16 protein-coding genes are annotated in these 19,678 nt (G+C 68.9%); 9 read left to right on the plus strand and 7 right to left on the minus strand.

Going from position 1 to position 19,678, the window contains the following annotated elements; all coding sequences use genetic code 11:
* Positions 1-201: 201 nt before the first annotated feature.
* A complete protein-coding gene (locus OIE67_RS20275; RefSeq protein ID WP_326642587.1) occupies positions 202-1,536 on the plus strand; it encodes a sensor histidine kinase in 1,335 nt (444 codons plus the stop codon).
* Positions 1,537-1,943: 407 nt separating this feature from the next.
* On the opposite strand, the gene OIE67_RS20280 is transcribed toward OIE67_RS20275, so the two are convergent.
* Positions 1,944-2,177 carry a hypothetical protein gene (locus tag OIE67_RS20280; RefSeq protein WP_326642589.1) on the minus strand — a complete coding sequence of 78 codons (234 nt, stop codon included), beginning with the start codon at positions 2,175-2,177 and terminating at the stop codon, positions 1,944-1,946.
* 426 nt (positions 2,178-2,603) lie between these two features.
* Between OIE67_RS20280 and OIE67_RS20285 the strand changes: the two genes are divergently transcribed.
* Entirely contained in the window at positions 2,604-2,765 is a 162-nt protein-coding gene (locus tag OIE67_RS20285) for a hypothetical protein (RefSeq protein WP_326642590.1), read from the plus strand.
* Positions 2,766-2,770: 5 nt separating this feature from the next.
* Here the strand turns inward: OIE67_RS20285 and OIE67_RS20290 are convergent, their stop codons facing one another.
* Entirely contained in the window at positions 2,771-3,145 is a 375-nt protein-coding gene (locus tag OIE67_RS20290; RefSeq protein ID WP_326642592.1) for a nuclear transport factor 2 family protein, read from the minus strand.
* 1,251 nt (positions 3,146-4,396) lie between these two features.
* On the opposite strand from OIE67_RS20290, the gene OIE67_RS20295 reads away from it, so the two are divergent.
* Positions 4,397-4,903, plus strand: a complete 507-nt coding sequence (locus OIE67_RS20295) for a hypothetical protein (protein WP_326642594.1) — start codon at positions 4,397-4,399, stop codon at positions 4,901-4,903.
* 27 nt (positions 4,904-4,930) lie between these two features.
* Here the strand turns inward: OIE67_RS20295 and OIE67_RS20300 are convergent, their stop codons facing one another.
* Complete coding sequence (locus tag OIE67_RS20300) at positions 4,931-8,974, minus strand: nSTAND1 domain-containing NTPase (protein ID WP_326642595.1); 4,044 nt, start codon at positions 8,972-8,974, stop codon at positions 4,931-4,933.
* A 760-nt stretch (positions 8,975-9,734) separates the two neighbouring features.
* Here OIE67_RS20300 and OIE67_RS20305 point away from each other — a divergent pair.
* Entirely contained in the window at positions 9,735-10,049 is a 315-nt protein-coding gene (locus OIE67_RS20305; RefSeq protein WP_326642597.1) for a zinc-binding dehydrogenase, read from the plus strand.
* Between the two features lie 312 nt (positions 10,050-10,361).
* On the opposite strand, the gene OIE67_RS20310 is transcribed toward OIE67_RS20305, so the two are convergent.
* The 3 genes from OIE67_RS20310 to OIE67_RS20320 are packed head-to-tail and all read right to left on the minus strand — an operon-like array spanning position 10,362 to position 12,285.
* Positions 10,362-11,147 (minus strand): MerR family transcriptional regulator, encoded by a 786-nt coding sequence (locus OIE67_RS20310; protein WP_326642599.1) that lies wholly within the window; start codon positions 11,145-11,147, stop codon positions 10,362-10,364.
* 4 nt (positions 11,148-11,151) lie between these two features.
* Complete coding sequence (locus OIE67_RS20315) at positions 11,152-11,955, minus strand: alpha/beta fold hydrolase (RefSeq protein ID WP_326642601.1); 804 nt, start codon at positions 11,953-11,955, stop codon at positions 11,152-11,154.
* 33 nt (positions 11,956-11,988) lie between these two features.
* Positions 11,989-12,285, minus strand: a complete 297-nt coding sequence (locus OIE67_RS20320; RefSeq protein ID WP_326642603.1) for a hypothetical protein — start codon at positions 12,283-12,285, stop codon at positions 11,989-11,991.
* Positions 12,286-12,431: 146 nt separating this feature from the next.
* Here OIE67_RS20320 and OIE67_RS20325 point away from each other — a divergent pair, with 146 nt between their 5' ends.
* The 5 genes from OIE67_RS20325 (at position 12,432) to OIE67_RS20345 (ending at position 16,599) form a co-directional block, all read left to right on the plus strand.
* The gene (locus OIE67_RS20325; RefSeq protein WP_326642605.1) at positions 12,432-13,187 is read left to right on the plus strand and encodes a TetR/AcrR family transcriptional regulator; all 756 of its coding nucleotides are present in this window, start codon (positions 12,432-12,434) and stop codon (positions 13,185-13,187) included.
* Between the two features lie 13 nt (positions 13,188-13,200).
* On the plus strand, positions 13,201-13,647 hold the full coding sequence (locus OIE67_RS20330) for a hypothetical protein (RefSeq protein ID WP_326642607.1): 447 nt from the start codon (positions 13,201-13,203) through the stop codon (positions 13,645-13,647).
* A 197-nt stretch (positions 13,648-13,844) separates the two neighbouring features.
* The gene (locus tag OIE67_RS20335; protein ID WP_326642609.1) at positions 13,845-14,819 is read left to right on the plus strand and encodes a recombinase family protein; all 975 of its coding nucleotides are present in this window, start codon (positions 13,845-13,847) and stop codon (positions 14,817-14,819) included.
* Positions 14,820-15,267: 448 nt separating this feature from the next.
* A complete protein-coding gene (locus tag OIE67_RS20340; RefSeq protein WP_326642611.1) occupies positions 15,268-15,795 on the plus strand; it encodes a hypothetical protein in 528 nt (175 codons plus the stop codon).
* 252 nt (positions 15,796-16,047) lie between these two features.
* Complete coding sequence (locus tag OIE67_RS20345; protein WP_326642613.1) at positions 16,048-16,599, plus strand: hypothetical protein; 552 nt, start codon at positions 16,048-16,050, stop codon at positions 16,597-16,599.
* A 378-nt stretch (positions 16,600-16,977) separates the two neighbouring features.
* Here the strand turns inward: OIE67_RS20345 and OIE67_RS20350 are convergent, their stop codons facing one another.
* On the minus strand, positions 16,978-19,425 hold the full coding sequence (locus OIE67_RS20350) for a haloacid dehalogenase-like hydrolase (protein WP_326642615.1): 2,448 nt from the start codon (positions 19,423-19,425) through the stop codon (positions 16,978-16,980).
* Positions 19,426-19,678 lie beyond the last annotated feature (253 nt).

The following is a 19,678-nucleotide window of genomic DNA, read 5'->3' on the forward strand; positions in this document are numbered from 1 at the left end:
CGCAGGCACTGCCCTCCCCTGCAGTGTTGTTTCCGCTGGTCAGGGGGAGGTTCACGAGGAATGGGGTGGACCAGGATCGCCGGAGGAGGTGGCAGCTGTGCAGGGTGTCCGTGATGGGCAGGAGGCTATGGGAACGCCATGAACGACCCGTTTCGACGGGCCGCACACTTCACATCGCGCATGGCAGCTGCTATCCGGCGTGTGTCGTGGCCCATCCGGGCGCGGATGATGATGCTGACCACCCTGGTGACGCTGGTCCTGTCCGTGATCGCGGCATGGCTGTTCCTGGATCACCAGCACCGCGACGAGACGGACCAACGGCTCCGGCACGTCTACGGGGCGAGCCTGGAGATGGTGCATCGCTTCGCGCACCGCGCTCCGCCGCCGCTCATCGACGTTGAAGGGGTGGCCGCGACCCAACTGGTGCATCCTGCCGGACGGGTGGTCTCGGCGACCGAGCAGGTGCGAGGGCAGCCGCGGATGGCCACCTTCGTGCCCTCGCGCCGCCCCGTGGCCATGGACCGGCAACTGTGCGACGTGCCTGGCTTCCCCGGCCGGTGCATGATCGTCGTGGCGATGTGGGTGCCCGCCGCGGGCGGGGACCTGATCGCCTACAGTGCGCTGCCGGACCCCCCGTGGTACGGGAGCAAAGCGCGGCTGGCCCAGCTGGTGGCGGCCGTGGCGATCGGGCTGGCCGTCGTGGCTTTGGGCACGACGTACCTCGTCGGCCGCTCCTTGCGTCCTGTGGAGGCCATGACCGCTGAGCTCGCGGAGATCACCGAGACCGATTTCGCCCACCGGGTGCCCGTCCCGGCGCACCAGGACGAGATCCGCTACCTGGCCACGATCGTGAACCGCACCCTGGAGTTGCTGGAGGCGGCCGTGCGCCGCGAGCGGAGCTTCACCGCCGACGCCTCACACGACCTGCGCTCCCCGATCACCGGAGCCCGCCTGCGTCTGGAGGAGGCGTTGATGGACCCCGGCGCGGTGGACTGGCCGAACATGGCCAAAGACCTGCTCGGCGACGTGGAGCGCCAGCAGGCGATCGCCGAGGACATCCTCACCCTGGCCCGCCTGGACGCCGACCGGCCGGCGCAGCACCAGCGCACCGATCTGGCCGAGCTCGTCCGCACCGAGCTGCAGCACCGCGCACCTGGCCGCGTCCCGATACACAGCGACCTGCGACCGGGCGTGGTCGTCACCTGCGAGCCCCTGCTGATCTCCCGGCTGCTGACCAACCTGCTGAACAACGCCCAGCGCCACGCCGCCACCAGCGTCACGGTCGCGGTCCGGGCCGAGGACGGCACCGGAGTCCTTGTGGTCTACGACGACGGCACAGGCATCGCCCCCGAACACCGCGAACTCGTCTTCGAGCGCTTCGCCCGGCTGCCGGAATCACGCGCCCTCGACCCCAGGGGCACCGGCCTGGGCCTGCCCATCTGCCGCGAGATCGCCCGCGCCCACCAAGGATCCCTGACCATCGAAGACCCCGGCCAGGGAACCTGCCTGGTCCTGCGCATGCCCCGGGTCGACTGATCGCAGGGCCGGCCTCGCGCCCTTTGCTTCAGTCGTACGGTGGCGATCCCGCACGCTGACCTTGTGGACGATCTGGATGGCCTTCCGTGGTGCCCCAGCTGTGCACCGAGTTGGAGGTGCGCACGCCCACCGAGCGCGCCGATCGATCATCGGCCCTCATCAGGAGGGAGCCGGATATGGCCAGTGCAAATCAGGAGCACGGCGGCGGGCTTCTCGACGGGAGTGGATGGAGACTCAGCGGCCGTGATCGACTGCCTCCCTCTCCCCTGGCCACGTACTCACTGAACCTCAAGGTGAGGTCGTTCTCTACACAGGCACGAGCAGACAGCCTTCGCTCTCGATCGGCGCCTCGCCGTCGCGCGTCCTCGGTGACGGCCATCAACCGCCGGACGATGACAACTGGGTTCTCAGCGGGGCCGATCCTTGAACTCCTCGGTTTCGACCACGTCGGCTATCTCCCAGGGGCTGCTGTCCTTGAACGAGCGGTGAGAACGGCGTCTGACCCGCTTGATCAGCGTCAGTCGCACCCCGCCGGGTACGAACTCCACGTCGTTCTCGCTCAGTGCGCTGACCTTTTCCCGGGACATGGTTTCGTTCGCCATCGACTCCGGCACGTTGATCGTCGGGATCGCCGAGGACAAGACCAACCGGACCTTCACCCGCGCGCCCCGAGCCCTGAAGCGGGCTGGCCGAGAAGATGGAGCAAGTCGCCCACTTCAACTGCGACCCCGCGTTGACCATCCTCACCTCAGCGGCTACCAGCAGACAGAGATCGACAGAGCACCTCGCACGATGCTCGTCGATGCCGATCGCCGCCATCATCGCCGAGCAGCAACGCTGGGCCGATGAACACCTTGGCCCAAGATGGGGAGCAATGCTTGAGAACTCGCATGATCATCGGGAAGGTACACCCCTTCCCGACCGATCCACAGGTCTCAAGCCTTGCTCCTCCAACGACCGGCCAGGAGCCCAGGACCACACTCGAACGCACCCTCGCCGAAGCGCTCACGGAGATCATCATCTGGGCTTGATCTCAGCGACGACGACGTCATCAGGCCTGAGGCACGATGGAGGTCCTGGAGCCGGTGATCGCACTCCTGCAGCGCCTCCCCGGACAGGACCGGCAAGCCCTCACCGACCTGATCAGCCAGTTCGCGCACCAGGAAACCGACCCCGAGCGGCAGTTGACCGTCATAGAAGCGCCCGAAACCCTGGGCCTCCTGGCCTGAGGGAGTCACTGCTCAAGGAGTCCAGCCAAAGTGCCCTGATGAAAGTAGACGCGCCAGCCAGTCTCCGTCAGGCGCCATAGAGAGCTCCGCCATGCCCGGCGGCCCTGATTGTCAGCAAAGTACGTCAGGTGAACGATCCCCCGAGCCAGCACGACCCCTGACATCTTGCTGACCGTGACCGGCGACTCCGGAGCCACCGATCCCTCCATCACAGTGAGGATCGACTCCGCGTCCCACCAGCGTCCTGAGGCTCCGATCTCGGTGAACGCCGGATCCAGAAGCTCCCGGACAAGGGCCGGACAAGCGCGCACCTCCGGATCGAGAAGCCGCAACTCACCATCGATGGCCGCTTGCACGGCACACTCATCTTCGTCCGTCATGCACGGATCCTACGAACACGCCTCACCCAGGCGCAGCGAATATCAGGCCCGAAGCCATCAGCGCCGTCCCGGGATCGAGCCCCACGCGGAGAACCGCGTCACGGCTTCTGCGGCCCACGCGCGACAGCCATGGCCAACCTACTTGCCTGACGTCCCTGACAGACCTTCAAGCAGCTGACCAGCTATTTCGCTCGACTACCCAAGATGACGACGGCAGCCCGGCCACCTGGCCTGGCTCACCCAGAGGGTCACCGGAGAGCTGGAGCCCGACCGCGACAATCGCGCCATCCGTCCAGAGCGGGAGACAGGCCCTGATCGGCACGGCCCGGCTGGGGCGATTTGTCTGGAGTGGTGGATGGGGGGTGCCAGACAATCCTTTCGGCCTGAACACTGGGCTTCGGCCACGCCGTTCGCGCCCTTTCGGGGGTGGAGGCGGTCGTGGAATGGACAGGTCGTGCCCGGGGGCGCGCTCTCGCGGCCCCCGGGCCGGCCCTGCATCTACAGGAGTGATCAGATGACCAAGATGATCGTCAGGTTGGCGGCGGTCGGGCTGACGGCCGCGGCCGGACTCGCCATCGCCGCCGGCCCGGCCGCCGCTGGCGACGAGTACTGGCCCAGGGGGGCGGGGTCGCGCCGATGGGCGATGATTTCTGGCCCAAGGGCAGCGGGGTAGGTCGCGGCCGGATGGTTCAGACCCGTTGACGAGAGCCCGCTCTCGTCAACGGGCGGGGCGTGCCGGTATGAGCATGAGCAGGATCGGCCTCCGGCCGCATCCGGGGGGCGGATCGGGGCCGCGCAACGCGGTGATCATGCTCCTCTCGCCCGGGCGGGAGTGCGGACGGCACAACGCACGATCTCCCGGGGCGGGCTCTGCTTCAACTGAATAGGACTCTCGTCGATCATCCTGATGAGGTCGAGCAGCGGGGGTGACACCTCGGCCAGCTCACGCGCCAACACTACCCGCTCAAGCCGCGGATACGCGGTCCGATCGATCGAGGTCACGCCAACCCCCGAGACCGTCACCCACACCGACCACCTTGACGATCAGCCTTCAGTCCGCGGTGATCTTTCACCGTATTCCGGCTGCCACCCTCACGCATGGGCACCGGATACCGCATGCAGGCTTGTGAACGGGGTGGTCTGGCTCAGGCTGGAACAGGGCGGCAGGCGGCGGCCTGTTGTGTACGGGATCCCGCGGTCACACTCTCTGAACTTCTCATCTGAACTTCTCATACGAAAGGGATCATTTTCGTGATCACGAAAACGGCGAAGCTTACCCTGGCCAGCGTCTTCATGACGGGCGCTTTGGCCATCAGCCCTGCAGTCGCACCCGCACTCGCCGCCACCGCTGTCCAGACCGTCAGATTCAGCAACTGGGCCACCAGTGCCTGTCTTGAGGACACCGGCAGCGACATCGTCACCAAGGCGTGCGTGGCCTACAGCAGCACCCGATGGAACAACCAGATCTGGATCATCGAGGACTCGCCCAACGGCGGCGGCCGTCTCCATCTGAGGAACTGGAAGACTGGCAAGTGCCTCTGGGCGGAGAACACCGGCCCGAACGGTGTCCGCGGATCGAGCAGCTGCGGGAACGGCACGTCGATGGACTGGGTCGTCCGCAACAACCTGATCGAGGCGGTCAGCCGCGGCTACAACGACCTCTACGACCAGGCCAGTAACTCGGACGTCCGCATCGCCGCCACCGTGAATCCGGTCAATTACTCGCGCTGGAGCCAGACCTCGGCCTCGCCCAAGTAGCGAGGCAGAACCCCTGCGGCACGATGGTCATCTGGGGTTCTTGACCTTTTCTCCCAGGTCAGAGCGATATGATCTTGTCAGGCAGGTAAGGCACCCAGTGCCGGGTGCGCCTCCCGGCGGCAGCGTCATAGCCGCGAGGTGCCTCCGGTCGCGCCCGAACCCAGCCATCCTTGGCCCGGGTGAGGTCGCCCGACTACTGGGCGACCTCACCGGCCCGGGCGCGGAATCAGGCCCGCGCTCCGGCGGCGGGCACGCCTGCTGGTACGGCAATCGCGGAAAGTAGGTCCGCCAATCCGCCTCCGGCAACCCGCCGCCGGCGCGACGGCACACGGCCGCTACCGTGGCGGCCGGGGCGAGGTCGTAGCGCTGGACTGGCACGTGCTGACCGGCGGCGTACAGCGTGTTGCCGTCGGCGCTGAAGGAGAGGGCCATGATGCCGTCGCCGGGGGTGGGCAGGGGCGCTCCGATCGGCTGGCGGGAGGCGACGTCCCACAGTTGCAGCACGCCGCCGGCGGTGCCGACCGCCAGCACGGACTCATCACGGGAGAACGCCAGCGCGGTGACCGCCCTGCGCAGATCCGAGCCGCCTGTGGCGAACGTGCCGAGCGTGCCGATGCGGCGCTGCATGGTACCGTCCCACAAGACGGCCCTACCCGAGTCGTCGCCCGTGGCGAAATAGCCGCCGCTGGGGCTAAAGGCCTCCGCCTGGGCGGGGCCCGGACCGGTCGAGGACGGATTCTTCGCGGTCGATCGCAGATCCACGACGTCGCCCATCGACGTGACGACGAGCGGCCAGCCGGGATGGACGGAAATCCGGTGTGCGGTGACGTCGGCCAGCGTCTTGGTGATGACGCGCCTGCGCAGATCCCATACTTTGGCCGTCCCGTCCTCGGGTATCGGAGCGACCAGCAGCGAGGTGTCGTCCGGCGCGAACGCGATCGCCCCGGCCTGAGGTTGCTTCCCCGTCTCCAGCAGCAGCGTGTCCGTCGTCCGCCCGCCGGCCACGTCCCACAGGGACACGCGGGTCGGCCGCTTCGGGTCGTCCGGTGAGCCGCCGAAGGCCAGCGTCCTGCCGTCGGAGGAGAAGGCGAGCAGCACCGAGCAGCTCGGCACGTCCGGCGGATGCGGGCAGGCAACCTTGGGCAGCTCGGCGGGTGGCCCGCCGGACAGCGGCCGGTAGAGCTGGAACAGCACGTTCCCCGGCTCCCGCAGCTCATAAGCGAGCGCCAGCATGGCACCGTCAGGGCTGAACACAGCCTTGTGAACGACGGTGTCGCGCCACTCGGCGGTGACGGCGGAGCCCAGGTCGAGGGTGCGTACGGTGGCCGGCCAGGTATAGCCGGAGCCGCCCAGGTAGCGGATCCGGTTCGCCTGCGGATCGACGCGCAGGTCGGTGACCTGCTCGCCCATGAGGGAATGGCGGAACACGGGCTCCTCAGGCCACGAGACCCGCCATAGCAGGAGGTCGATCCCGTCGGAGGCGGCCAGGAAGGCCCCGTCCGCGCTGAACCCGATCTCCTTGACACTTCCGTGGGCAATGGCGGCCACCTCTGCTCCGGATGCGAGGTCCCACAGGCGGACCGCCTCATCGGTGATGACCGCGAGGCGCCGGCTGTCGGGCGTGAAGCGCACCAACTCGTACTGGCAATGCCGCCGGGTCATGACCGGCGCCCAAGGGGTCTCCAGCCTGCGGCGGGCCCGCACATCCCACACCTGCAGCCGCTGTCCTGGAACGCACAGCGCCAGATACCGGTCGTCCGGGCTGAGCGTCGCATCCGGAAAGCCCGGATCGGTGAACTCCCGCCTCTCGGTCTGGGAGCGCACCATGCCGGGCCCGGCCTCCCACGTCACCTCCAACGGCCCCGAAGGGGCCTCGCGGCGGACGCTCACCTCCAGGAGTTCGCGCCGCTGGGCGAGGTTCCACACCAGGATCCGATACGCGGAGTCGTCGGCGTTGTAGCCGATGACGCTGCGCCCGCTCATCCCCATCTCGAACCCGTTCTTTGCGCGGCCCAGCTCTCTCTCGTCCCGGCGGCCGGCGGCCAGGTCCCAGGACACCACCGCTCCGTCCGGCGTGAGCATGGGCAGTGTCCACGCGTCGCCCTTTCTCGCGCCCACCTGCCGATGGTCGGTGCCGAGCCCCGGCAGGAGCGCCGTCCTGCGATGGGTGTTCAGGTCCCAGGCGGAGACCTGGCCTGCGCCGACACTGAGCAGGGTTCGGCCGTCGGTGCTGAGGTAACGCATGGTCTCGGGGTCGCCGTCAGGATCGGTGAAGACGTCCTGGGGCCGTTGCGCGCCCGCCGCGAGCAGGGCCGAGCGGGTCTCGGACAGGTCGGCCACGTGCCAGGCGGCCAGGCTGAGGCGCATCGCCGTGACCGGATCCGTCTCGCGCAGGCTGTCCGCGATGGCGGCGGCGCGGCGGGCGTCGGCCTCGCGCTGGCGGGTCTGGCTGGTCTGGCCCTGCTGCCAGGCCAGCAGGGCCGCCACCAGCGCCAGCACGAGCAGCCCCGAGATCGCCGCCGTCCGCCGCGCGCGGGAGCGCCGCTCCCCCTCCCTGGCGGCGACGCTCGCGACGAGGAACTCGCGTTCCAGCGGAGTGAGCTCCGCCGAAAGCTGCTGTGGCCGCTGGCCAGAAACCCTGCCCCAGCCCCTCTTCGAGGGCTTGTTCAGGACGGCGAACTCCTCGCTCACGGCCGACAGGCGCGCCCCGCGATACAGGCCGCCCGGGTCGCGGTCGTGATCTAGCCAGGCGGTGGCTGCCTCAGTCAGGCGGCGTTGCAGCCGGATCCGCTCGCGGTCCTCCTCGATCCAGCCGCGGAGCCGGGGCCAAGCTGTGAGCAGCGCCTCGTGGGCCAGGTCCACCTGTTCCTCACCGAGGGTGATCAGGCGGGCTGCGGCCAGGCGGTCCAGCAGGAAAGCGGTGTCGCCGTCGGCGGGCAGTTCGGTGCGGCTGACTGGGCGGCGGGTGTCGGGCGTGTCGCGGCCGGGCTCGACCAGGCGTAACAGCAGGTGCCGCAGCTGCTCTTGCTGGTGCGGGGTGAGGTCGGCGTGGCAGGCTTCGCAGGTGCGGGCGATGGCGGCGTGGATACCGCCGGTCGCCTCGTACGCGGCGATGGTCAGGGCCTTGCCGCTCCGGCGGCGCCAGGTCTCCAGCAGCGCGTGGGACATCAGCGGCAACCCGCCGGGCTCACCGTCGACCTCCTCAATGATGCGGGCGGTCAGCTCGCGTTCGACGATCAGACCGGCCGTGGCCGCAGGCTTGACGATCGCCTCGCGTAATTCGGCCGCGCTCATCGGGCCGACCAGAAGCGTCGATTCCTGCACGGCCTCGGCCAGGGCGCGATGCCCGGCGCAGTGGCCAAAGAAGTCGGCCCGCACGGCGATCACCACCCGGGCGCCGCTTTCGCCCTGGGCCACGGTCAGCAGCGCGTCGATGAAGGCGCCGCGCTCGGCCACGTCGGCGCACAGGGTGAAGAGCTCCTCGAACTGATCGATGATGATCACGTCGTCAGCCGGATCGAGGCGGGTGCGCTTCGGCTCCGCTCCCGGCGTCAGCACACGCACCGACGGGGGCGGCCGATCCTCCGTCGTCCGCAACCGGGGAATCAAGCCCGCGCGCAGCAGGGAGGACTTTCCGCTGCCCGAGGGGCCGGCCAGCAATACCAGGCGGTGCGCGCGGACCAGTACGGCCAGCCGCGCGGCCGCGGCGTCGCGGCCGAAGAAGCGTGCATGATCGCCTTCCTCGAAGCGCGCCAGCCCCCGGTAGGGGGCCTGCTCGTCGTCGCGGCCGGCGGCGGCGATCTCGAGCACCTCGCCGCTGATCTCCTCCCAGCGGCGCCGCCAGAGCTCGAGATCGCCGCCGCACGCCTGGACGTAGGCCAGCGTCACGGGGAGCGACGGCAGTCGTTCGCCGGCGGCGGCTTGGGCCAGCGTGGCGGTGGAGTAGTGGGCGCGGGCGGCCATCACGCGGTAGGTCGGCGTTCCGGCCTCCTGGCGAAGCTTGCGCAGTTCGTCGGCGAAGCGGGCGACCGGCCCGTCGCCCGGATCCAAGGGTCGTTCACGTCGTCCCATGTCCTGCCCCCGAGTCGATACCTATTGATCAACTTCGTAGTCGAAGGTACGCATGCCTGCGGCCGCAGGGCAACGATCCGATCTTGTCCGCAACGGCGAACGGGGCTGGCCGAGTCACGCGGGCGCCTTGAATCACCCCGGGTCCGGTGGACGGATTCGTGGCGGTGTCCATTCTGCTTGCTCTCTCTGGTCCGAAGGGCGACGGTCGACAGCCCATCGGCTCAACCTAGGTTGAGGTCAGATGCGCTGGTGAGGGCTCTGCTCGGGAAAGGGCAGTGGTAGACCTGCCGGCCAAATCGCCGTGGGGGTTCGGCTCAACCGACCCCTGGTCGGTAGAGCCGAACTCGATTCCGCGGTCGTCGCCGGGCTCGCCCGCGACGCCGTGCCCGCGACCGCCACGAGTAACGAGCCCGCTGCGCCCGCCGAGCACCCCAGCAGACAGGCGGTTTCACGGAAGATCACGGCGGAGAGCATCTGGTCACACGTTCGCCGCAATATGCCTTCAACGCTTGCGAATTCGAAGGCGGGATCGCAGCGCCGCTGTGGTCCCGTGCCCGTCAAACCCCGGGGAGGGGAGGGCCCTGTCCGCTGTGGGCTCTGTTCGGGATCGAGGGTCTTCATCGGCTTGCCCATGACCATGCTGACGATCGCCTCGCTGCCGCTGGCGAGGGCGGCCCGAATCGCCGTACCACGAAGCAGATTCGCCAGCTCCTTCAACTGGTCGGTGCTGAGGCCGTCGATGCGCTAGCCGACAATCTCCATGTGCTCAGCGAGTTGTTGGGGGCGACCTGCGGTCTCGAAGGCGTGCTGGGCGAGTTCACCGCGCCCCTGCTTTGGCCCTGGTCGCCATGCCAAGGCCCAATGCTGGTTCACCAACAAGACGGTCTCCGGGTTCAACCTGGCGGCCTTCTCCGCCTCCTACCCCGAGCAGGCCGGCCGGGCGATCGCCGCGGCCGCCGGCAGGCGACTACAGGTCCAGGTAGAGGCGCTGCCGCTGGCCGAGGCAGTTGAGGCCCACCGCCGCAGCGAGTCCGGCCGCACGACCGGCAAGCTGGTGCTCGACATGCAGAGGTGAGGCGCCACGTGCGATCCTCGCCCTCAATGGTCTGCTACTGACGACACCCGACCACCTTCGTGGACGAGTCATGGTGTTCGTCTTCAGCCTCTCGTCCGCGTTACAGGGGTGTCAACACTCGCGGTCGCACCCACGGCCGCGACCGTCGGGATGACCGTATCAGGGCCACACAGTTGGAGGGGTTTCCGAATTGGGTTCGTCCCGCCACGGGCGCTCGCACAGCTCTCACAGACGGTCGTTCGTGGCAGAAAGCCCGTTCTCCGGGCTGCGGCGGCCTGGGGAACGTGATCTTTGCCAGCGGCTCCTGTCGTCTCAGCTTCGATCCGGTCGGGGGATGTCGATACCGCCGACGCGGAGCCTCGCTTCGACGAGCGAGGCCAGGCGGGCCGCGGCGGAGTCGCGTTCTTCGCCGTGATGGGCGATCAACCGGTAGCGGGTCGCGGTCTCGGTATGGGCTTGCAGACCGGTCACGATCCTGAGGTGGTCGGGGTGGGCGAGGTAGTGCTCGGCCATGTCGGTGGCCAGCTCCACAACGCGGGGATCATCCGGTGCCCAGCCGATGACTTCGGCGCTGCGCTTGGTCAGCTCCACGAAGCGGGGGTTGCGCAGCGCGTGTTCGATGTCGGCGAGGTAGTCCTCGAAGCTTTCGGGGACCAGGGCCTTGGCCAGGACGAAGGATTCCCGGGCGGTGCGTACGTCCTCCGGGGTGAAGCCGAGGGTCGGCATTGCCTCCAGCATCGTCACGGCGCGGTCTGGCAGCAAGGTCCGGTCGCCGCTGGTGAGCCGGTTGAGCATGTCCCTCTGTGTGGCCAACGCGGCGATCCGGGCAGTGAGGTGCTGCTCGACGTCGGCGATCGCCGCGGCGAACGGCGCGGCGTCGCAGTCCAGCAGCGGGCCGATGTCGGCCAGCGGCACCCCGGCGCCGGCGAGCGTTTTGACCTGCTCCAGTCTCAACAGCTCGGCCGAGCCGTAGCGTCGGTACCCCGAACTGTCGCGCGCGGGCTCCTCCACCAGCCCGAGCTTGTGGTAGTGCCGCACCGTTTTGATCGTGATGCCGGCGAACGCGGCCGCCTGGCCGATGGTCACCCCTGCGGCCATGGGCTCAGCGAGCCTTTCGCGCCTGCGCGGCGGCGGCGGTCTCCCGCACCGCGGCGGCGATCGCTCGGAAGTCCTTGCGCAGGATCTGGGTGTGGTTGCTCTCGACTTTGGTGCTGACCCGCAGGTTGGGGTTGCGGTGGAGCACCGGATCGAGAGAGGCGCGCATCTGCTCCATCTCCTCCGCGCCGCCGCCGAGGTTGGCTCCGGAGGCCAGGATGTATCGCACCGGGCAGGACAGCCGGTCCAGGATGGGTTCGAGGGCGGCGCAGACCTCGTTGATCTCGATGTTGACCTGGGCGTGCTGAGCGGCACTCATCGAGGCGGCCAGGCCGAACGGACGCGCGAGCGGCAGCCCCAGCCGCATGCTGCGAAACGCGCGCCGGATCCGCTCCCGGTTCTCCTCCCCGGTCAGCCCCCAGGGGACCGCGCCGTCGACCGAGACCACACCGGCGATCCGGTCGGGGTTGCGATCGGCCCAGTGCACCGCCAGCGCCGCACCATAGGACCAGCCGACCAGCAGCGGCCGCTCCACCCCGGTCGCCTCGATGACCGCGTCGACGTCGCGCAGACAGCCCTCGAAGGAGTAGTCGGCCGACCGCTTCGACTTGCCGCGGGCGCGCTCGTCGTAGGTGAGGTGTCGCCACCGGGAGCCGAGTTCGGCGATCACCCGCCGCCAGGAGCGCTGGCTCGCATAGGAGCCGTTGAGATACACGACGGCTTGACCGGGGCCGCGCGTATCGGTGACCGCCAGGGCCGTGTCGTCGACGGCCACCATGCCGGCCCATGAGGAAGCGTGTGAATGCGTCATGCGGTCAGCATCCACCTTGACCTCGGGTCAAGGTCAAGGTGGACCCGCGAGGCCACCGGAACCAGTTCCGGTGGCCTCGACGGAGGCATTGACCCGCATCGCCGCATCGGCGTCGGGTGAGCGCCGCTGCAGATGCCGGGAGATCTTGGCGGTGACCTCGGCCGAGCGGACCCCGCGCACGGCCAGATCGAGGTAGCGCTCCGTCCACGCCGGCAGGCTGTCGTCGGCCGGATTGAGGCGCTCGGGGAGCCCGACCACCTTTCGTGAAGTGATTTTGGCGCGATCCGGGCCGGGTCCGGATGGGGCCGAGCTGGGCGTGGAGGACGGCATGCGGGCAGGTTACTTCACGGAAGGGCTGTTTCCTGAAGAGAAACGGCATGTGCACCTGACGGTTGTCCGGTGGGCCAAGACATGGCCGGGGCCTTCATGCTATAAATAAACCGGCAGCCGGTTTTCTAATGAGCCAGGAGGACTGAGTGGCGCGGACAGTCGATCAGGCTGCGCATGCCGGACGGCGGACGCAGTTCCTGGACGCGGCAGAGATCCTGCTGCATACCAAGGGCTATGAGCGGATGAGTGTGCAGGACGTCTGGTCGCAGGTGGGCGCTTCCAAGGGTGCCTTCTATCACTACTTCGCCTCCAAGCAGGCGCTCATCGAAGCGGTGATGGAACGCATGGCCGACCAGATCGCCGCGGCATTGGCCCCGCTGGTCGCCGATCCGGACGTGCCGGCGCTGGAGAAGCTGCAGAGTTTCTTCACCGGGCTGGGCCGGTGGAAGGCCCAGCGGCGCGAGTTGCTGGTCGCGCTGCTGCGTGTCTGGCAGTCCGACGACAACGCCGTCGTGCGGCAGAAGTTGCGCCCGGGCATCGCCGACCGCATCGCGCCGCTACTGGCCGGTGTCCTTGAGCAGGGCGCGCGCGAGGCCAGCCTGGCCGTCACGCACCCGGAGTCGACCAGCCGCGTTGTCGTCGCGCTGGTGCAGGACCTCAACGACCGGCTGGCCGAGCTGATCCTATCTTTCGACGCCACCGGCCGGCCGGGCCTGCCTGCTGCTCAGGAGACGGTGGCCGCCCACACCCAGGCCCTGGAGCGGATTCTCGGTCTTGCCGGGCACTCCGTCGTGCTGGTCGAGCCCGCCGTGCTGAGCCCGTGGTTCACCGCCGCCCCCACCGCGCCCACCGTCACCGCCACCGGTTCCGCCATCGGTGGCGACGACATCTCGACCTTATGAAAGGACGCCGGCCATGACCATCGCGCTGGGCATCGTGATCGCGCTGTTCTATCTGCAGGCATTGGCCAAGTTCGGCCTGTGGCTGCTGGTCCCCTATCAGGTCCGGATCAAGCGGATCGCCGCCTACTACGCGCGCTCGCAGCGCCTCATCGGCATCTACGACACCCTCACGCTGCTGTGCGTCGTGGCCATCATCGCCCTGCAGTTCGCCGCCGGGTTGAGCGCGCTGAGCTTCGCGGCGGGGCTGGTCGCCGGCATGAACCTCATCCAGATCTTCATCCACCGCTTCAACGAGCCCCTGGCCGAGAACCGGCGCCCGCCCGCGCCAGCGGCGCCCAACATCACCATGTCGTACGCCATCCAGGCCAGGCCCGCCCTCGGCTGGCGCGAGATCGTCATCATGGCCTTGTTGTCGCTGTGGGCGCTGTATGTCATCGTCACCGAGATCCTGGCCAGTTAGGCCCGCCACTCGGGTCCGCACGACCAGCCCCAAAGTAGCTATGGGTAATCGTCGCTACTCTTCGTGTTCTTAGAAATGACCAGTTCTGCGAGGCCCCGTGACTGCCCGACGAGTGTCCGGTTTGTCCTCGATCTTCGTTCTCAGAACCTCTCGCAAAATAGGCTTCTCAGAACAGCGTCCGCGATAGGTTTTGCGACATGACCGAGCTCGCGGATCCGGCCGCTGCTGTCGAACAGTTCGATTGCCCGATGTGCGAGGCGCCCGCGGGCAGTACCTGCCGGACTCGGGGTGGCAAGGTCGCTCCCAAGTACCACACACCTCGCTTCATGCTGGTGCCTCAGCTGCGCATCGAGTTGGAGGTGCGCACGCCCGCCGAGCGCGGGCCCGGCCGCGTCTGGCAGGCGGGCCCGGCGGTGGACGCGATGGCGTCGGCGGCCGCAGCGAGGCCGACCCGGGTGGGCTATGCCCGGTGCAGTACGGCGCAGCAGGAGCTGGACAGCCAGCTCGACGCCCTGAAGGACGCGGGCTGCGAACCGGTCTTCGCCGAGAAGATCAGCACGCGCATCAAGGTGCGGCCAGAGTTCGCCAAGGCGATGGAGTACGCCTGCACCATCAAGCAGGCCGTCCCGCACCAGCGCGTGATCGTCGCGGTGCACGAGATGAAGCGCCTGGGCCGGGGCGCCGCCGAGTTGCTCGCCATCGCCGAGGAACTACGTCGCCACGACATCGAGCTGGAGTTGCTGAGCGGCCCGCTGCAGGGGATCTACAATCCCTCAGGGCACGGGGCGGCGTTGTTCGCCTTCTTCGCCGGGATGGCCGAGTCCGAGCGGGAGTACATCCGGGAGAAGTCGCTGGAGGGCCAGGCCTCTGCCCGGGAGCGGGGCCGACACGGGGGCCGTCCGAAGGTGTTCGACGACGACATGATCGCCTACGCGCGATCGCTGCGCGAACGAGGAGTGGCCGTGCCCGACATTGCCCGCAAGCTGGTCATCCCCTCCGGGAAGAACAAGGGCCGGCATCCCTCGGTGGCCAGCGTCTACCGCGCCCTGGCCGAGGCGGAACCGTTGCCGACCGCCGAGACGGCCGCGGGTGCCGAGGGTGGCCACCAGCAGGTGCCGCACGGCGGGCGGAAAGCAGCCGGCGCGGCCCCCTGGTCCCCAAAGCGCGGGTAACCGCAACTGTGCAACAGCTCGCGATCCCTGCTGACTCGCCGGTGTTCTGAGGTAGGCGTGCGCCCAAGTCTCAGGCAGAACCCGCATCAGGACTGCGGAGCGGGGACATCGCGGGGCCGGATCGTGGAAGGGGTGCGGCCCCTCAGTCGGGCGTTGGCCGTCGAGATCGCTCCGCGTGCAGGTACCCCTGGTCGACCTGCTGCAGGCGGGCCCGCGTCAGCGCGGGCGCGTTCGGCCTTCTCGATCGGGACCAGGCCCGCGTTTGCTTGTGAGGCCTCACATCGGGGCGCAAGCCGGCCGGTGCGGGGCTGGCCATTACCAGCGATATCACTTAGAGTCACGATGTGACTTCATCAAGCAACAATTTGGGTAAGGGGGTCCGCGGCACCGGCCCGCCGGCCGCGGGCCCCGCAACGACGACCGGAAGACCGCCCATGGCCTGGCGGCTTTGGCGTTCGCAGCCGCAGCAGCGGTCCCCGCCGTCGTCCCCGCGCCGGCTGCGGCCGCCGCCCGCCCAGATGCGCTCCATCACGTCCTGGCCCCCACCTGCGACCCCAGCAGCAGCTCGCACACCTTCTACTCCTCCGACAAGTCGTCCAAGGGCAACGTGCGCATGTGCGCCAGCGTGCTCAAGCGCGCCAACGGCACCCACGCCATCCAGGTCACCTTCAGCGGCGACTTCTTCTACTACTGGGGCCTCGCCTGGCACGAAGAGAACAAGTGCGTCTTCGGCTGCCACTTGACGGGCACCTTCTGGCTGAACAAGCCCACCGGCGCCCCCGTCCCCGGCGAGATCAGCGCCACGCTCAAGGGCCGCCACGCCACCGACACCCACACCTTCGAAGGCCTGACCAGCGGCCGCTACAAGGTCACCGCCGGCGTCACCAAGGAAGGCGGTTACTGGCGCAACGAGGGCCACGTCGACAGCTCCCGCATCTCGATGAAGACCCTGAACGTCACCGTCAACATCCCCTGAACCAACACCCCGCACAAACCGGCCGTCACCCGGCATCGGTGATCCTGGACGAACAACCCCTACACCGCCCGCCAGGACCCGAAGCACTCGGCACGTCCCGACACGACACACCCAACCCGCAACCGCCAGCGGATCCCATCGATGAGCTGCCGTTTCACTCCACTGAGACGGTCCACCCGGCCGCCTGGCACAGGCAGCAGGCGTGGTGCACTACCGCTGACTCCTGCGGACACCGAGGAAAAGGACCCCACCTTGCTGCCCAAGCTCACCAACATCACCGCCGCTACGGTGGCCGCAGTCGCGGCCTTCGGCTGCACACAGGCCAGCGCCGCCCAACACAACGTGGCTCAGACCGCCCACATGAACCTTTCCCGGACCGCCTATCCGGCTGCTGTTGCTGCGGCACCACCGCAGGGATGCCAGCGTAAGGAGGCATACGGCAGTTCGGGTTGGTGGGCTGCGCTTCAAGGCTGCCTCACCACCTTCAACGGTCGTCCCGTGGCCAAGATTGAAAACGACTGCCAGTACAAGGGTGTGCTCGCCTACAGCAAAGTGATGTGCCGAATTCAAGGGCACTACTCCGTCAGTAAAGACGGGCAGGTACTCCAGGAGGGCGCCGTCGACTATGTCGGAGATCCGATCCACGGTGGGGGAACGATTTACCAGTTCCCCTACTCTTGCTCTGACACCGGGACCTACACATTGAGGTTCACCGGGCTCCAGACGTACGAGCACAGGCCAGGGTACTTCCCACGCGGATCGGGACCTGTCCCCGACATCACCGTCGAGGCCGCAGGCTGCTGAGTACCGGGCAGGATTCCACGACGGGAGTTGGCCGCCATGATCATGGCGGCCAACTCCCGTATCAGGGCTCACCCCCTAGCTAGCGTTCCGTCGCGGCGGCTGCGGCCACACCCGGGAGAAGACCTCGATGATCCGCCCGGGACCCGCCGCTGACATCAACCGCTGACATCAACTAGACAACTCGACCCGGGTCGCGGTCGCTGGCTCGCCGCTGCAGGTTCCCTGTCTTGCGTCTCGGGGGCCCGATGGTAAATGCCGGAATCAGGCGGATATCGCCGACCGGTGTCGACGTCCGGCCGCCCCGGGCCAGGGCTGATGCCATGCGGCGGCCCGTTCTGCCGTATCCGCGATCACCACCGGGCCCGGGCCCCGGGGAGATCACCGCCGAGCACGATCCTGGCGTGCGGGGCCGCGCCCGCCGCGGTGCGGGCTGCTCAGGTGCAGGCCGGGATGCAGGTAGGTCAGGGCCAGCAGCACGAAGTTGTTGGTCAGGATGGGCACGCTGTAGCGCAGCGGGCGGGGTGCGGCTTGGTCGGAGATCAAGGTGGTGTAGCCGCCGTCGGCGTCTTGGTGGCGCAGCAGGTAGGCCAGGCCGCGCTCGATGGTGGCGGTGTGCTGGTGGGCGGGTGCCAGAGCGGTGAGGGCGTAGGCGGTGCTGATCGGGTCGCTGGGCTCGGCGGGGGTTTGTCCCCAGCCGCCGTCGGTGTGGGCGGTGGCCAGCAGGCGGCCTTCGGCGGCGGCGATGGCGGGTTGCAGGCGGCCGTGGTGGGCCAGGGGGTGGTGCTGGTAGGCGGCGCGGAGCGCATGAATGGCGCGGAACATGGCGTTGGCCTCGCTGAGGCTCCAGCTGCGCTCGAAGGTGCCGTCGGGCTGCTGGGTATCGAGCAGGAAGCTGATCGCGCGGTGCAGCGGGGCGGCGTGGGCGTGCCGGTAGGGGGTGAGCACCAGGGCGGTGTTGGCGGTCATCGCCGCTTCCGGCGGGTGGCTGGGGTGGTAGGTGGCCACGCCGCCGCCGGCGCTGATGAAGCGGCACAGGTTGGCGCGGCCGGCTTCGATCGGCCGGCGGTAGCGGTCGGCGTCGACGGCGTGCAGGAAGGCCAGGACGTGGGCGGTGCTGTCGGTGTCGGTCTGCCGCACGCCTTCGGCATACGGCCAGCCGCCGTCGCCGGCCTGCTGCCCGGCCAGATAGTCGGCCATCGCGGTGACGGTGGGCGGGCAGGCGCCGGCTCGGCTCAGGGCCAGTCCGGCGGTGGCGGTGGCGAAGATCTCTTCGCTGCTGATGAACGGCAGCCCGTCGTCGGGGTTGAGGGCGGCGACCAGGTGGCCGATGCCGTCGCTGATCACCGGGTGGCCGGGCAGCACGCGGTGCAGCGCCAGCAGGGCGAACAGGTGGGAGAAGGTCATGTGCTCGATCACGCCGTGGCGCTGGCCGTGCTCGGTGGTGGCCAGCAGGCGGGCGGTGAGTTCGGGCGCCACCGGGTCGGCGGTGTTGAGCAGGTGGATGGCCATCAGCCGCAGCCGGGTCCAGGTGGTCTGGCCGCGGTGTTCGAACGCCTCGGAGGGGGCGTGCACCTGGAACGGCTCTGGCCCGACCGCGGCGAGAATCGCGGCCAGGGCGAGCTTCTTGCGGGCTGAGGAATGCTGTTCGGCTCGGTGGAAGGTGGCGTCGATGAGCCGTTCACGCTCGCGTTCGCCGATGGTGATGCCGTGCAGGGTGGCGTTGATGACGGCGGCCTCGAACGGCTCGGCCGCCGGCGCGCACCGGGCCAGGTAGGTGTGCAGGCGGGCTTGCCGGTGCGGTAGCCGCCCTTCGCGGCGCAGCAGGGTCAGCAGCAACGCGGACTCGATCGCCCGGCTGCCGGTGGCGCCTTTGATGGCGCCGCGGGCGGAGACCTCGGCCAGAATGCGTTCGCTCAGCCGTTGCGCCGCTCGGCGCACCGCCTCCCCGCTCACTCGTGGCCCACCGGCAGGCCCAGCAGCTGATAGAGGGACGGACGCAGGGCCAGGGCCTGGGCGCGGACCCCAGCGCGAAGCGGCGCCCGGCGGCCGGCCTGGTCGTCGAACCGGCACCGACCCAGGCATCAAGGACGGCACCGGCCCAGGCGCCGGGCTCGGCTGCGGTTCACGGCCGGGTTCAGGCGGCTGGTCCAGGCCGAGCCTGTTGCGCAGGACCGCAGGCAGGCTGTGGCGGTCGGCCAGCGGCCAGCCGTGCTCGGCGGCCAGCAGGCGCAGGGCCGGGGAGGCTTCGAAGGCGATGGGGTGCCCGGCCCGGCGCAGCACGGCGGCGTCGCCGAGGGAGTTGCCCAGCGCCATCGACGATGACCAGTTCACCGCCCTCCCGCAGGCCAGGTCGGCCACCACGTCGTGCTTGGCCGGCAGGGCCGTGCCGGCGACCTCGCCGGTGTACAGGCCGTCTTCCTCGGCGAACCGGGTGCCGCGAAACAGCTCGATCCCCAGCTCGGTGGCCAGATGCGCAACCATGTCGTGCGGGCCGCCGGAGATGAGCATCACGGTGAAGCCCGCCCGGCGCAGCGCGGTCACCATCGGCCGGACGAAGGGGAACACGCGGCCGCGTCTGGCCTGCCACAGCTCGGCGACCACCTGAGCCACCACCCGGCAGGGCACGTCGGTCAGCGACGCGGCGAACAGTTCGTTGGCACGCATTGCGGCTGCGGTCGATTCCGGGTGGCTGCCGGCCATGACCTGGCGCAGCCTGTCCAGCCGGTCAGGCGGACACCATCCGCGCTCGGCCAGCATGGCGGGCAGCGACCCGGCCAAGGTATCGGGCACCAACGTGCCGTCCACATCCAGCACCGCCACCCGCATGACCACTCCTCCAAATTAGGCAACTCAACGTTACGATACGATTGCCCTCCGCACCCACGCCTATAGGCGGATCGGCCTACCTGGACGCCTCTGGGCCCACTTCCGTCCCCGAGCAGGCGCCGACGCCTGCTGACGCAGACGTGCGGCCCTAGCCTTTTTCTGGCTCAAGAATGCGAGTACATAAAGTGAATATGCTTGCACTTAGAGTTACAATTGGATAGATGTGGTGGCCTGCATGCGGAGTGGCGAACCA

The sequence above is a fragment of the Nonomuraea fuscirosea genome (genome assembly GCF_035917475.1).
Classification (GTDB): domain Bacteria; phylum Actinomycetota; class Actinomycetes; order Streptosporangiales; family Streptosporangiaceae; genus Nonomuraea; species Nonomuraea fuscirosea.